The 14,886-nt window shown below is 39.6% G+C and carries 14 protein-coding genes; 10 read left to right on the forward strand and 4 right to left on the reverse strand.

Going from position 1 to position 14,886, the window contains the following annotated elements; all coding sequences use genetic code 11:
- Positions 1-573: a ribosome biogenesis GTP-binding protein YihA/YsxC gene (yihA, locus tag MOZ64_RS10725; protein WP_320326547.1), complete on the forward strand. Its 573-nt coding sequence runs from the start codon at positions 1-3 to the stop codon at positions 571-573.
- Between the two features lie 559 nt (positions 574-1,132).
- Here yihA and MOZ64_RS10730 read toward each other — a convergent pair.
- Genes MOZ64_RS10730 through MOZ64_RS10740 form a run of 3 tightly spaced genes read right to left on the reverse strand, consistent with a single transcriptional unit; the run spans position 1,133 to position 5,959 of the window.
- Positions 1,133-2,470 carry an MATE family efflux transporter gene (locus MOZ64_RS10730; protein ID WP_320326548.1) on the reverse strand — a complete coding sequence of 446 codons (1,338 nt, stop codon included), beginning with the start codon at positions 2,468-2,470 and terminating at the stop codon, positions 1,133-1,135.
- Positions 2,467-4,398: an NAD(+) synthase gene (locus MOZ64_RS10735; protein WP_320326549.1), complete on the reverse strand. Its 1,932-nt coding sequence runs from the start codon at positions 4,396-4,398 to the stop codon at positions 2,467-2,469. Before MOZ64_RS10735 ends, MOZ64_RS10730 begins: the two co-directional genes overlap by 4 nt.
- A gap of 55 nt (positions 4,399-4,453) precedes the next feature.
- Positions 4,454-5,959, reverse strand: a complete 1,506-nt coding sequence (locus tag MOZ64_RS10740; RefSeq protein ID WP_320326550.1) for a 4Fe-4S dicluster domain-containing protein — start codon at positions 5,957-5,959, stop codon at positions 4,454-4,456.
- A gap of 108 nt (positions 5,960-6,067) precedes the next feature.
- Here MOZ64_RS10740 and MOZ64_RS10745 point away from each other — a divergent pair, with 108 nt between their 5' ends.
- The 3 genes from MOZ64_RS10745 to MOZ64_RS11635 are packed head-to-tail and all read left to right on the forward strand — an operon-like array spanning position 6,068 to position 8,029.
- A complete protein-coding gene (locus MOZ64_RS10745) occupies positions 6,068-6,706 on the forward strand; it encodes an HAD family hydrolase (RefSeq protein ID WP_320326551.1) in 639 nt (212 codons plus the stop codon).
- On the forward strand, positions 6,693-7,568 hold the full coding sequence (locus tag MOZ64_RS10750; RefSeq protein ID WP_320326552.1) for a pseudouridine synthase: 876 nt from the start codon (positions 6,693-6,695) through the stop codon (positions 7,566-7,568). Before MOZ64_RS10745 ends, MOZ64_RS10750 begins: the two co-directional genes overlap by 14 nt.
- 35 nt (positions 7,569-7,603) lie before the next feature.
- Entirely contained in the window at positions 7,604-8,029 is a 426-nt protein-coding gene (locus MOZ64_RS11635) for a prepilin peptidase (RefSeq protein ID WP_370659487.1), read from the forward strand.
- Here MOZ64_RS11635 and MOZ64_RS10755 read toward each other — a convergent pair.
- The gene (locus MOZ64_RS10755) at positions 7,923-8,801 is read right to left on the reverse strand and encodes an RluA family pseudouridine synthase (protein ID WP_320326553.1); all 879 of its coding nucleotides are present in this window, start codon (positions 8,799-8,801) and stop codon (positions 7,923-7,925) included. The genes MOZ64_RS11635 and MOZ64_RS10755 overlap by 107 nt on opposite strands.
- 95 nt (positions 8,802-8,896) lie before the next feature.
- On the opposite strand from MOZ64_RS10755, the gene MOZ64_RS10760 reads away from it, so the two are divergent.
- From MOZ64_RS10760 to MOZ64_RS10785, 6 genes are all read left to right on the forward strand, one after another.
- Complete coding sequence (locus MOZ64_RS10760) at positions 8,897-9,286, forward strand: desulfoferrodoxin family protein (protein ID WP_320326554.1); 390 nt, start codon at positions 8,897-8,899, stop codon at positions 9,284-9,286.
- 36 nt (positions 9,287-9,322) lie between these two features.
- A complete protein-coding gene (locus tag MOZ64_RS10765) occupies positions 9,323-10,546 on the forward strand; it encodes a chloride channel protein (protein WP_320326555.1) in 1,224 nt (407 codons plus the stop codon).
- A 94-nt stretch (positions 10,547-10,640) separates the two neighbouring features.
- On the forward strand, positions 10,641-11,780 hold the full coding sequence (locus MOZ64_RS10770) for a glucose-1-phosphate adenylyltransferase (RefSeq protein ID WP_320326556.1): 1,140 nt from the start codon (positions 10,641-10,643) through the stop codon (positions 11,778-11,780).
- Positions 11,781-11,782: 2 nt separating this feature from the next.
- A complete protein-coding gene (gene glgD, locus MOZ64_RS10775) occupies positions 11,783-12,892 on the forward strand; it encodes a glucose-1-phosphate adenylyltransferase subunit GlgD (RefSeq protein WP_320326557.1) in 1,110 nt (369 codons plus the stop codon).
- Complete coding sequence (glgA, locus tag MOZ64_RS10780) at positions 12,892-14,334, forward strand: glycogen synthase GlgA (protein ID WP_320326558.1); 1,443 nt, start codon at positions 12,892-12,894, stop codon at positions 14,332-14,334. Before glgD ends, glgA begins: the two co-directional genes overlap by 1 nt.
- 118 nt (positions 14,335-14,452) lie before the next feature.
- Positions 14,453-14,719, forward strand: a complete 267-nt coding sequence (locus MOZ64_RS10785) for a phosphocarrier protein HPr (protein ID WP_022092731.1) — start codon at positions 14,453-14,455, stop codon at positions 14,717-14,719.
- The last annotated feature ends 167 nt before the right edge of the window (positions 14,720-14,886 follow it).

A 14,886-nucleotide genomic window follows, 5' to 3' on the forward strand; every position in this document is an offset into this window, starting at 1 on the left:
ATGAAAAGCGAATTTGTAACGAGTGCGACCAATAAGGATCAATGGCCACAAACTTCATTACCCGAAGTTGTGGTGGTTGGTCGCTCCAATGTGGGCAAAAGCAGTTTTATCAATGCATTGACCCAAAGAAAAAAACTGGCTTATGTCGGAAATACACCAGGAAAAACACGATTGATCAATTTTTTTACGATTGATGAAAAATGGATGCTCGTCGATGTTCCGGGTTATGGATATGCCAAAATGAGCAAACAAATGCTTCTAAAAATGGGTACCATGATGGATGAATATTTTACCCAAAGAGAACAAATTGCAGGCGTCATTTCTTTGGTGGATGCACGACATGAGCCCACACACGATGATCTGGACATGATCGATACGTTGAAACAGCTACAAATTCCCATCGTGGTCGTGGCAACCAAGATCGATAAAGTACCAAAGACCAAACGAGTCAAGGCCATCAAAGTCATTTCCCAGAAATTACAATTGCCTATGGCAACTGTTTATCCGGTTTCAAGTGTGGAAAAAACGGGCTTTGAACTGGTTTATCGTGCAATTCAAGATTGGATTCGATGAGCTTCGGCTCATCTTTTTTTACAAATTCCATAAAAAAGACCAAGAATGCCAATTTATTGTAAAAGAAAATAGATTTGTTATTATAAAGGTGCAAAAGATAGATACGAAGAAATATTCTTCGATATCAACCATTTGTTCATACACAGTACAACGATTCATTCAAAAAAGGAAAGAGGTAAGAATAAAAAAGTTCTGAAAAAGCTGTTTTGGATGAAGGAAGAGTATTCGAAACGTACATGCATGCGAAGAGAGATCCAATGAAAAGAAATCTTCAAAGGGCATGAATGAAGGATACGTGTACTAAATAAATCATTTGGAAGGGGATAGCGGTAGGAATAAAAAATTCTGAAAAAGCCGTTTCAAATGAGAAGTGATGGAAGTACTTATTAAAGGGTGAATGCGAAGAGAAGACAAATAATACAAATCTTCAAGAATGGTCATCTTTGAAAGAGTATGGAAATCAAGTGTAATGGTCAAAGTGATAAAGGTACAAGGAAAAAATAACAAAACAAACAGATCGTACGTAGAAGGACCGAAGAACAAATGGCATAGAAAAGAGCTAATCGAAAGGGTTAGCTCTTTTTCCTTGTATAAGGCGATATGACATCCACAATTGCAAGCTCATCAATGACCAAACCACGGGTTCACACAAAATTACACCAAAATAAGCGAGGGTCGGAATGATCCATAGGGTAAATACGATCTTACCACCAAGTTCAATACCACTAGAAATCAATGGATAGATCTTATAGCCCTGTCCTTGGAGCGCATTGCGATATGTCAATAAAGGACCTAAGACCACAAAACCAGGAATATTGATCCGTAAGTATTGCGTGCCATTTTCCAAGACAATGGGATTGGTCGATCCACTCAATAGATGGATCATCGATCGGGCAAAGCCAAAAACGATAACCGTCAGTACAAGAGTATAGATCCAATCAAAATGTATACAAAAGCGAATGCCTTGTTCGATGCGCTCCCATTGTTTGGCACCACGATTTTGCGATACAAACGTCGATGTTGTAGCTCCCAATGTTCCCAAGGGCAATACCAGTAAAGCAAACCATTTTCTAGCTGCTGTATGCGCGGCAATGATGTTGGTACCCAAAGGATTGATTCCACTTTGAAGAATGATGGTTCCCACCGAAACAATGGAAAACATAAATCCCATGGCCAAGCCTTGTGTCAACAATTCGTGGATGATGATGGGATCGATCCGAAAATGTTTTCGTTCTGGTACCAACAAAGGCTCTTTTTTGTGGATGAGACCAAAACAAAGAAGCGCGGCGATGGCTTGAGAAAGTACCGTAGCATAAGCAGCCCCACGTATCCCAATATGCCATTGGGTAATAAAGAGGGTATCCAAGATCACATTCAAAATGGAAGTGATGATCAGTACGTATAAGGGGGTTAGACTATTACCAATCGATCGAAATAAACAAGCGGCTAAATTATAAAACATCGTGATGACTAAAGTCGCTGCAATGAGCTGAATATAACCATAAGCCATGGAATAAATAGACTTTGGAGTTTTTAATACATGGAGCAACCATGGCATGAAAGCACAGGAAACAATGGATAAGATCAAGGCTATGCCAAAGCCTAGAATAAGACTTTCGGCAATGGCCATTTTTAAATGATTCTCATCTCTGGCTCCATAAAACCGACTAATCACAATGCCAAATCCGAGGCCCATCCCGCTACAAAACTGAACGATCAATTCAAAAATAGCAGCGGTCGATCCCAATGCCGCTAAAGGGGCATCCCCAAGAAAATGACCAATAAGCAGAGTATCTACCGTATTGTACAATTGTTGGAAAAAATTGGAAAAAAACAAAGGAATCGCAAAATATAGGATTCCTCGTTTGATGTTGCCTTGTATCAATGTTGGTTTCATTCGATGTCAATGGCCTCAACTTGTTGCAACCAAAGATCGCGACTGGCGTCGCTAGGCATACGCAGATCACCACGTGGCGATAAACAAATGGAACCAACCTTTACGCCATCTGGCATGCAGTTTCGTTTAAATTGCTGGGCAAAGAAACGTCGATAGAAAGTAAGTAATCCATTTTTGATGGTTTTTTTATCGATGGTAGGAAAAGCCTGGACACAGAGATCAAAGATCTTTTCCGGTTGTTCATGATGACGCAATAAATGATACAAAAAGAAATCATGTAGATCATACGAACCTAATACTTCTTCGGTTTTTTGAGCAATTTTACCAGAAGCATCCAAAGGTAATAGTTCTGGCGATACCGGCGTATCACAAATATCCATCAATACATCATGTAATGCATTTTGTCCTTCTTTTTGAGCTTGTAGAGCACGCGTTTCCACAATATAGCGAACCAAGGTTTTTGGCACCGATACATTGACTGCATACATGCTCATATGATCGCCATTATAAGTACACCATCCCAAAGCCAATTCACTAAGATCGCCCGTTCCAATGACGATTCCATTGTATTGGTTGGCAAGATCCATCAAAATTTGTGTTCGTTCTCGAGCTTGTGAATTTTCATACGTGATATCCATGATTTTTGGATCATGATGAATATCTCTAAAATGTTGATGGACAGCATCACCAATTGAAATGGTTTCTTTGGAGGCATGCAACAAATCAATCAATTGATCGGCATTGGTTTTGGTGCGCACGCTTGTACCAAAACCAGGCATAGAGATCGCATGGATATTTTTTGGATCGTATTGGCACAATTGGAAGGCACGCTCACATACCAACAAGGCCAAAGTAGAGTCCAATCCTCCTGAGATTCCAATAACGACATGTTCACAATGGATCTTGGATAGACGGGTAGCCAATCCCTGTGCTTGAATGTTTAAGATATTTTGGCAACGATGAATGCGTTGTTCACTATCGTTGGGTACAAAAGGATAGGCATCATAGGTTCGATGCAAGGCGATGGTATGGATGGGCTTTGACGCATAGGTGATGGTTTTTACATCGTGGACTTCATCTTCCATGCTGGTCTTAAAATGGATGCGATCATTCATGACATTTTGAATATCGATTTCACCCACAATAAAGTCCTTGGCATCTAGATAATTGCGTTCGGCTAAGACTGTCCCATTTTCACAAATCAAATCATGGCCTGAAAAGACCAGATCACTGGTTGATTCTTGGGGACCGGCACTGGCATATACATAGCCAGAATACGTTCTTGCACTTTGATCCACGACCAATTGATGACGATACACGTCTTTGGCAATTGTATCATTCGAAGCCGATAGGTTACATAAAATGTTGGCTCCAGCCAAAGCTAATTTTGAACTTACTGGAATGGTGACCCATAGATCCTCACAGAGTTCGGCACCAATACATGCCTGCGTAGTGGTATCATAGAAAACCAGACCATTCGATACAGGTACGATTTCTCCTTGCCAATTCATGGTATCGACTGGACAGTTTTTGCCACTGGTGAACCAACGAGTTTCGTAGAATTCATTATAGCTTGGAATATAGGTTTTTAATTGAAAGCCTAATACGTGATGATCAAAACAAAAGGCAGCCGCATTGTATAGTTTATTTTGAATTTGGACAGGCAAACCCACAAATGCCGCCATTTGATCAGGCATGGCCTCTAGAAAATGAGAAAGCCCTTGTTGTGCTTGTCTCAATAAAATATCTTCATAAAAAAGATCTTGGCATGTATAGCCAGTGATGCAAAGTTCAGGAAAGACGATCAATTGCGTATCCTGGGGAACTCTTGTACAAAGATCCAACATCGCCTGGACATTTTTTTGTGGATCACCGATTGCAACCGATGGTGTGGCAGCCACGACTTTATAGTATTGATAACGTTTCATTTCTTCCTCCCATAAAAAAAGATGGATAACACGTATCCATCTTATCATATTTTACTTAATTATTGACCAATTCATGTACTTCATCGCCATATTGCGAAAGATCTGCGGTTTTCATCTCATCTTCATTGGCATATTTCTTGACCAACGCACTGGAGCGAGGAATCGCTTGTAACGTTCCGGCACCACCAACGCAGCCACCAGGACAAGCCATACCTTCAAGCAGATAGCCATTTAAACGACCTGCTTTTGCCATCATCAACATGGTCTTGCAGTTTTTCAAACCTTCGGCAGCTTGTACCTTGACTTTGATGTCTGGATGTTCTTTTTCAATCAATTCTTTGACGGAAGCCGCTACACCACCAGTGACCGCAAATTGACGACCGGCTTTGGTTCCATCCACAAATGGATCATCGACCGTAATTTGTTCAAGGTCAATTCCTTTGGCTTGGAACATACCCATGACTTCTTCAAATGTTAATACAAAATCAATATCACTACGAACCGAATGACGACTTGCTTCCAACTTTTTGGCGGCACAAGGACCAATAAAGACCACTTTGGCTTTTGGTTTACGCTTTTTGATCCAACGACCCGTTAGCACCATTGGGGTCAGGGCCATCGAGATATTTTTCGCAAATTGTGGGAATTCTTTTTTCGCCATGACCGACCAAGAAGGGCAACAACTTGTACCCATAAAGTCTAAGTTTTCTGGAACATTTTTCAAAAAATCTTCGGCTTCGTCAATCGTACAAAGATCGGCGCCAATGGCTACTTCTACTACATCGGCAAAACCTAATTCTTTCAATGCGGTCTTGACTTTATCGGGAGTCACTTTGGGACCAAATTGACCAACAAAGGCCGGAGCAATAGCCGCAATGACCTCATAGCCTTGTTTCATCGCATAGATAGTTTGGAAAATTTGTCCTTTATCAACGATTGCGCCAAATGGACAGTTCACCAAACATTGTCCACAACTGACACATTTATCATAATTGATCTCGGCTTTGCCATTTTCATCGGAACTGATGGCATTCATTCCACAGCTGGAAGCACAAGGACGCTCCATCTTGATGATTGCATGGTAAGGACAAGCCTCGGCACAACGGCCGCATTTGATACAGCCACTTTGATCAATGTGCGAACGTCCATTGACAATTGAAACCACTTTCTTTGGACATACTTCGGTACATTGATGAGAAAAACATCCTTGGCACATGTCCGTGACAATGACCTTTTTTTCTGGACAGGCATTGCAGGCAAACTTGATGATGTTCACTAGTGGTGGTTCATAATACTTTTCGGGCTGAATACCATTTTCAATACCATCACTGACAACGCCAGCTTCACTCACATCTCTTAGATCGAGTCCCATTCCTACACGTAAACGTTCACCAATGATGGCACGCTCTAGGAAGACATTTTCTTGATTTCCTGGTAAGATGTCATAGGGAACTTGTTCCATTTGTTTCGCATAGTCTTCGTTGTCGTTATAGGCCATTTCGGCAATGGCAGCAAAGACCTTTCTGCGCGTATCTGTTACTGAATTGTATACTCCTCGCATAAATTTTTCTTTCACCTCAATATTTATCTTCTGTCTGTTAACATAATAACAAACTTATGATGCTTTTAAAAGTGATTTTTTTCACAAATAATATGGTACAATCTAACTATGAAAAAAATTGTATGGGATTGGAACGGTACATTGTTTGATGATTTACATCTATGTTTTTCTTGTATCAATCGATTATTGAAAAATCATGCATTAGATCCATTGCCAAATATTGATGCCTATCGAAATGTATTTGGTTTTCCAATCGCTGATTATTATCAACGAATTGGATTTGATTTTGAGCAAACACCATTTTCAGTATTGGCTCAAGAATATATGGAGGATTATCAAGCTAAAAGTATGCATTGTTCCTTATATAGTGATGTGATGGATACGATTGAAAAAGTAGAAAAGAAAAAAACGCCACAAGTGATCTTATCGGCCAGCAAGAAAGCTTTTTTATTGGATCAAATTGAACAATTTCCTTTGGAACAACATATGGATGGGATTTATGGTATCGAAGACATCTATGCCAAGAGCAAAGTCGAATTGGCACAAGCCTATCGAAAACAGAATCCATGGGATGAATTGTGGTTTGTCGGCGATTCGGTCCATGATTATGAAGTGGCTCAGGCAATCGATGCCCATTGTGTATTGGTGGCGAGTGGCCATCAAGCCAAGTCGACCTTAGAGAAGATGCCCACACCGGTTGTAAATCAATTATCAGATAGTTTGGAGTATATCTATGAAAGAGATTGAAGTATCCGAAAATGATGCAGGACAACGATTGGACAAATTTTTATTGAAGACCTTTCCAGATCTATCGAAATCCATGATGTATAAGGGAATTCGTAAAAAGAAGATCAAAGTCAATCGAAAACGATGCACCTATGATCAGAAGTTACAGATCCATGATCATATCTTATTATTTTTGCCACCGGATGTATTGAAAGAAAAGGAAAGAGAAGTGCCAACGGCATCCACCCAATTGGATATCGTATTCGAAGATAAGAATCTTTTGATCATCAATAAACCGGCAGGATTGTTGAGTCAATCGGATCAAAAAGAACAACAAGATTGTGTGGTTTCCCGACTTCAAGCCTATCTCTACCAAAAGGGAGAATATACGATGACGGATCACAGTTTTGCGCCGACGATCTGTCATCGTTTGGATCGCAATACGGCTGGCTTGATCATTGCGGCTAAAAACGCGAATACCTTACGGATCATCAATCAAGCCATTGCGGATCGATCCATCAAAAAACAATATCGCGCCTTGATCAGTGGTACTTTTTTATTGGATTCCTTTCAAATGCATGGCTATATCAAAAAAGAAGGAACCAAAGCCATCGTAAAAGACAACCCCACACCCGGATTTGTAGAAGCCTATATGGATGTGAAAACCCTAGCTAAAAAGAATGATGCGACATGGTGTGATATCCAGTTGCATACGGGAAGATTTCATCAGATTCGAGCATTGATGGGGCATTATCACCATCCATTGGTGGGAGATCACAAGTATGGCTATAAAGGTTTAGAAAAACAGTATCATTTGGTTGCATATCGTTTGGATCTGAGTCATGTACCCATGCGGATTTCGCAACGTATTTTTGAAATCTAAAGAATATCTTCATATTGGATGTCTATAGTAAACGTATGGACATCTTTTTTTATCTATATTTATTGGCCATTGCGATCAATGATTGGCAAACGATGTATTTTTCCAAATGGTGGATCTTGCCATCTCTTGTGATGATAGGCTGCTTTTTTCCGGTCGATCTTGTCTCATCCGGTATGGGGCTTGGTTTGTTTGGCGGGATCGGTTGGTTGCTGTATCGTATCCATCCCGATTGGATAGGGACAGCCGACGTTGCCTTTTTGGCTTATTTTGGTTTTCTTTTGGGCTATGAAAGAATGAGTATAGCTCTCTTCACTGGAATTGGTATAGGGCTCATTTTAGCTTACGTTCGAAATCTTAAGATGATTCCTTTTCTAACTTGTTTAAGTCTAGGATGCTGGCTGGCTTGGCAGCATGGATATGGACTCTTTTACGCCATGCTTGGTCGAATCTGGATTCGATAGGTAGAATAAGGACAAGTTCTTTTTGGGTTAGGGGATGCACAAATTCCATTTGATAGTTTTGCAACATCAATCCTTGATCATCTTCTATTTGACCATAGAGTGGATCATTGATGATGGGATGGGATAGATGTGCACAATGCAGTCGAATTTGATGTTTTCGTCCCGTCAACAAGTTGACATGTAAAAAAGAAACGGTAGGCGTAGCCTGGATCCGTTGAAATTGGGTGTGTGCTGGTTTTCCATGTGGATGGATGATCATGGCATTCTCATGTCGATGGCGTCCTATCGAGAAATTCGCTTCTTTGATGTTGGCAGGAAATTTCCCTTTCACCAGACAACGATACGTTTTCTGCATTTCATGCGACCGGAAAAGATGATCCAGCATTCCTTGAAAGAAAGGATTCTTGCAGAATAAAACTAGGCCACTGGTCTCAAAATCAATACGATGACAGGCTTGGGCTTTATGTGGCCAGCCACATTGATAGAGATAGGCATTCACTTGATCTTGTAGAGATGGGTTGCCATTTCCATCGTCATGCACCAATAAAAAAGGGGGTTTATTGACAACGAGCAAGATCTCATCTTCATAGATGATGGATATTGGATCGGAACTTGAAACGATGATCGAATCTTCCCATGGAAAGTAGATCGTGATCAATTGATGGGCTTTGTATTGCGCCGGGATCGAATATTGTGCTGCTTTTCTTTTGGACAGATGAAAAGCTTGGATAAAGTCTTGTTTCGTTCCATCTTGTTGGGGCATGATTTGCATTTGATACGCATCCAAATAGAGGAAAATAAAGTGATTCATAGATTCAGTATAGCACGGATACGTGTTATAATTGGAATAGAAAAGGAGTGATTTATATGCGTATTTTTAAATGTGATAAGTGTGGAAATGTGTATGAAATGATTGAACAAAAAAGTGGTTGTACACCTGTTTGTTGCGGTAGCCCAACACGGGAATTAAAAGCGGGCGAAGTGGATGCGGCCATGGAAAAACATGTACCTGTCTTAAGCCAGGAAAACGATACATTGATCGTCAAGGTAGGTAGTGTTCCTCATCCAATGCAGGATGTTCATTATATCATGAATATCTGGGCAGAATTTGAAGATGGTAGCATGGATAGGATCTCATTGGTGCCTGGCCAAGCACCTGAAGCCAGCATTGCTTTAAGAAATCGCAAGGGACATGTTGTGGTGTATGAATATTGTAACTTGCATGGTCTTTGGAAAGCGGAAATGGATATTGCATAGCTCTGTTTTAAACAGAGCTTTTTCATGGGAGAGTGTATGACGTTTTTTGAAGATGGTTTTAAGAAAAATGGCTTGATTTGGTTACGGTATATCTATTATGCACTGGTTGGCTGTCTGATTGGTGCCATCGTTGGTTTGGCCGAAACGATATTTTGTCTTGTATTAAATGGAATCTTTAAAATTCGCGTGGGCTTAGAGATGCCATTGCTTCTATTGATGCCTTTTGCCGGGTTATTGATCGTTTATATCTTTGTGCATTATGGCGGCAAAAGCAAAGAAGGAATGAATCTAGTCTTTAAAGTCGATCAAGGAAAATATAGTACCATCACCTATCTTTTAGTACCTTGTATGGCGATTTCGACTTGGCTGACCCATCTTGTGGGTGGCAGTGTAGGTCGAGAAGGTGTAGCCGTACAAATTGGCGCTACATTATCGTATCGCATTGGTGAAAAGTTACCGTTTTCCATTCCAAAATCCATGTTGCTGGAAACCGGAATCGCAGCGGGTTTTTCAGGCTTGTTTGGGACACCGATCGCGGCCGCTTTTTTTGGGCTTGAAGTTTTAGTATCGGGAGCGATTCGCTATGAAGGACTTTGTTCTGCCTTGACTGGATCCTTTATGGCTGCATATATCTCTGGTTTGTTTGGGATCCATGCCACCCAATTTGTCTTGCCACATGTGTCGATCACTTTTTTCTTGATGTTGCGGGTGATCGTATTGGGCATCGTATGTGCTTTCATTGGTATGTTTTTTTCAAAAAGCTTGCAATTTATGCGTAATAATTTAGCAAAGCTTTGGCCAAATCCATATCAAAGAATCTTTATCATGGGCATCCTGTGTGCGGTATTATTAGCGACTTTGTATCATGGTCGATATTGTGGTTTGGGTGTGAATTTGATCCAAGCGGCCATGACTGGGAAAACAATTTATCCGTGGGACTGGATCTTAAAATTGGTCATGACCGTTTTGGTTTTGGCAAGTGGTTTTCAAGGTGGTGAAGTCATGCCATTATTTACGATTGGTACGTGTTTAGGCTATTGGATTGGTACGCTTTTAGGGATTCCTCCTATGTTTGCAGCCGCTTTGGGATATGCCGCTTTATTTGCCGCGGGAACCAATACCTTGTTGGCACCCATTGCGATTGGTATGGAAATCTTTGGTACGCAGTATTTTATGCCTTTTTTTATTGTCTGTGCCATCGCCTTCTTATTGAATAAAAATCATTCCATCTATGTTTTGCAAAGAAATTTACGAATTTAGTATGTAAACTCTTACAATTTAACTTAATTTATATACATTGATTCATTTTGTGTTATAATTTTTTTAGTAAATACTTAGTATTAGGAGGATGAGTATGGAAAAGAATAATATGCTCGCCATGATTTTAGCGGGCGGGCGCGGAACGCGTTTAAAAGATTTGACGGCTAAAAACGCGAAACCGGCCGTACATTTCGGTGGAAAATATCGTATCATCGATTTCCCATTGAGCAACTGTGCCAATGCAGGTATTGATATCGTGGGTGTGTTGACCCAGTATGAACCCGTTGAATTGAATGCCTATGCCGGTGCAGGACAACGTTGGGGCTTGGATACGCGAGGCAGCGGTGTCTATGTATTACCACCAAGTGAGAAAGATGGAACCAAATTTGATGTCTATCAAGGAACGGCGGATGCCATTACTCAAAATATCGATTTTATCGATCGTTTTGATCCTGAATATGTTTTAGTTTTATCGGGTGACCACATCTATAAGATGGATTATGCGAAAATGCTTGCATATCATAAAGAACATGATGCCGATGCGACCATTGCGGTATTACCTGTTTCTTGGGATGAGGCCAGTCGTTTTGGTATTATGAATACCGATGAGGATGGAAACATTGTTGAATTCGAAGAAAAACCTGCTCAGCCAAAGAGCAACTTGGCAAGTATGGGTATTTATATCTTCAATTGGAAATTATTGCGTAAAGAATTGATTGCCGATATGAAAGTGGAAGGATCAAGCCATGATTTTGGAAAAGATATCATTCCATCGTATTTAAATCAAGGAAAAAAATTAGTGGCTTGGCGTTTTGAAGGGTATTGGAAAGATGTTGGAACCATTGATTCCTTATGGGAAGCCAACATGGATCTATTAAATAAGAGCAGTGAATTGAATTTAGATGATCCAACTTGGAAAATTTATACGGAAGACATTCCAGCTTTGCCAGAATATATCGGACCAAATGGAAAAGTAGAACATTCTTATGTCAATCAAGGAGCCGTTATTTTAGGCCATGCGAAAGAATCCGTCATCTCCAATGGTGTCACGATCGAAGAAGGGGCTATCGTTGAACAATCGGTATTATTACCAGGTGTTACTGTAGGTGCAGGTGCAAAAGTTTATAAGGCTTTGGTCGCAGATAACATCAAGATCGATGCCGATACAAAAGTTGGTTCTTTATCAAGTAAAGAAGTCACTTTAGTGGCAAAACATGTGAAGAAAGGTGGATAATCATGGCAAAAGCATTAGGTATCATCGCTTATAATGACTCCAGCGTATATGTAGAAGGAATGCAATCGTATCGTCCTATGGCAGCCTTCAATTTTATGGGACGTTTCCGTATGGTCGATTTTCCCATGTCAAATATGACAAATAGCGGAATGGATAATATCCAAATTTATATCAATGGAAATCCAAAACCATTGTTCAAGCATATTGGTCGAGGCCGTCAATATAATATCAATGCGAAACATGGAAATTTGGAATTGGTGCCATTATATAAAGAAAATATAACGGGTCGAATCACACCCGATGTGGATACGTATTATGATAATTTACATAGTATTCAAACATCCAATTGTGAATATGTGATCATTGCCCCAACAAATATCATTTATCAAGCGGATTATGCAGAGCTTTTAGATCAACATATCGAAAGCGGTGCGGATATTTCGATTTTGTATCAAAATATCGATACGGCCAAAGAAGAATATATTGGTTGTGCAACGGTTCAATTGAATCGTCAAAAAGGAATCGAATCTTTAGGATATAATATCGGTAAATATAAAAATCGTAGTTTATCGTTGGAAACCTATATCATGTCAAAAGAGATTTTTGTGAATGCCATCCTCGAAGCAAGAAAAACATCAGCCTTATATTGGTTACGTGATATTGTCAACGATTTATGCAGTGAATTGGATATTCGTGGTATTCCATATCGCAAGAAGATTTACTATGTATATGATCTAAAATCCTATTATGAGGCAAATATGGCAACCTTAGAACCTGAAAATATGAAACAATTACAAAATTGGTCTGTGTATACACGTTCGTATGATTCAAGTCCTGCCATCTATCCAAATGGCGGTAATGCAACCAATTCTTATGTTTCCAATAGTTCCAAGATTTCGGGTACAGTTGTTAATTCGATCATTGGACGGGGTGCAGTGATTGGTAAAGATTCTGTGATCGAAAATTGCTTGATCATGCCAGAAGCAACGGTTGCTGCCAATGCCCACTTAAAAAATGTCATTGTTGATAAATATGCAAATATCATTCACAAAAAGGAATTAGAAGGTGAATCGGACAAACCTCTATATATTGGCAGAAGGGAGACTGTATAATGGCTTCAATCTTAATGGTTGCCAGTGAAGCATTGCCTTTTATCAAGACAGGTGGACTGGCAGATGTGGTTGGTTCCTTGCCACAAGCATTATCGCAAAAAGGACATGAAGTAAAAGTAGTCATTCCACTTTATCGTAAGATCTGGGAAAAATATCAAAGTGAATTATATTTTGATTGTGAATATTCAGTATCAATCAATTATCATGAAGTGCCCGTACGTTTATATTCCAAGATGGAAGGTGATGTATGTTACTTCTTTATTCAGCATCAAGGATACTTTGAACGAGATACTTTATATGGCTATGATGACGATGGCGAGCGTTTTGCGTATTTCCAAAAAGCTGTCATTGAAATGCTGAATCAATTGAATTATTGGCCAAATATCATTCATTGTCATGATTGGCAAACCGGTATGATTCCTTGTATGGTCAAAGAAACCCATGATTCGGACCCTCGATACAATGCGATTCGTTTCGTATATACGATCCATAACTTATTGTTCCAAGGAAATTTTGGACCAGAAATGTTAGATTCTTGTTTGGGTTTGCCTTATTATTTAATGGAAAATGGAAATGTGAAATTTGATGGTGGCATTTCTTTCATGAAATCAGGTATTTTATATGCCGATAAAGTGACGACCGTATCTCCAACGTATTCACAAGAAATATTGACGCCACAATATGGTGAACATTTGGAAGCTGTCCTCAATATGCGTAAGTACGATTTATGGGGCATTGTCAATGGCATTGACACCAAATCTTGGGATCCCAAAACGGATCCAATGATCGAATATCATTATGATAAGATCAATGTGCGGGTCCAAAAGCTCAAAAATAAATTGGCTTTACAGAAGGAATTGGGATTGAATCAAGATGAAGATGTTTTGTTGGTTGGCTGTGTAAGTCGCTTGACTTGGCAAAAAGGTTTTTATCTATTGATGGAGCAATTAGATGCTTTATGTGCAGCTCCTATTCAACTGGTCATCCTTGGTACAGGTGAAGCTCCGATCGAAAACAAATTCCGTGATTTGGAAAATGGCAATAAAGGTAAGATCGTATTCTATAATGGCTATAATGAAGAAGTGGCCCATCGCATCTATGCTGCCAGTGATTTGTTCTTGATGCCAAGTTTGTTTGAACCATGTGGCATTTCACAATTAATTTCGCTTCGTTATGGAACTCTACCTTTGGTGCGTGAAACAGGTGGATTAAAAGATACAGTCGATGCATACAATGAATATGAGAAGAGCGGAAATGGATTTAGCTTTGAAAAGTATGATTCCAACGATTTGATCAATGTTTTATATTACGCATGCGATGTATACTACAATCGTAAAGACGATTGGCAAATGCTGCAAACCAATGCGATGAATACCGATGTATCGTGGGAGAATAGTGCCAACACGTATTCATTGCTGTACAATGAACTGATGAATCAATAAGCTTTTTTGCGATAGATATATCGCTTACATATCCCTGTGAAAATAAGAAATATGTATTGTTTTCTCAGCTAAAATGGATTAATATATTTGTAGTTATTGAAGTAGGAGGAATATCATAATGAAACAAATTACTGTAACTGTAGTAGATCCAGTAGGACTTCATGCACGTCCTGCAACGGTAGCTGTTAATGCAGCTTCTAAATTCAAAAGTGAAATTAACGTTGCTTTCAAAGGACGCGAAGTAAACATGAAATCAATCATGGGTGTTATGTCTTTAGGAATCCCTACACAGTCAGAAATTACAATTAGCTGCAATGGTGAAGATGAAGATGCTGCTATTGCTTCTATCGAAGAAGTATTGCGTGCACAAAAAATCATCGACTAATTGATGCAAATAAAAAGGCCACGAAAGTGGTCTTTTTTTATTGTATGTTTACGAAGTAAACATTTCGCTTTAGCGTGTCGAGTACATGAAATGTACGAGATAAAAAACCACCTGCTATGCGGGTGGAAGATAAAAAAGTTATACAAAATAATCACCTATCTTTCTAT

The organism is Absicoccus intestinalis (genome assembly GCF_033971885.1).
Taxonomy (GTDB): Bacteria; Bacillota_I; Bacilli_A; order Erysipelotrichales; family Erysipelotrichaceae; genus Absicoccus; species Absicoccus intestinalis.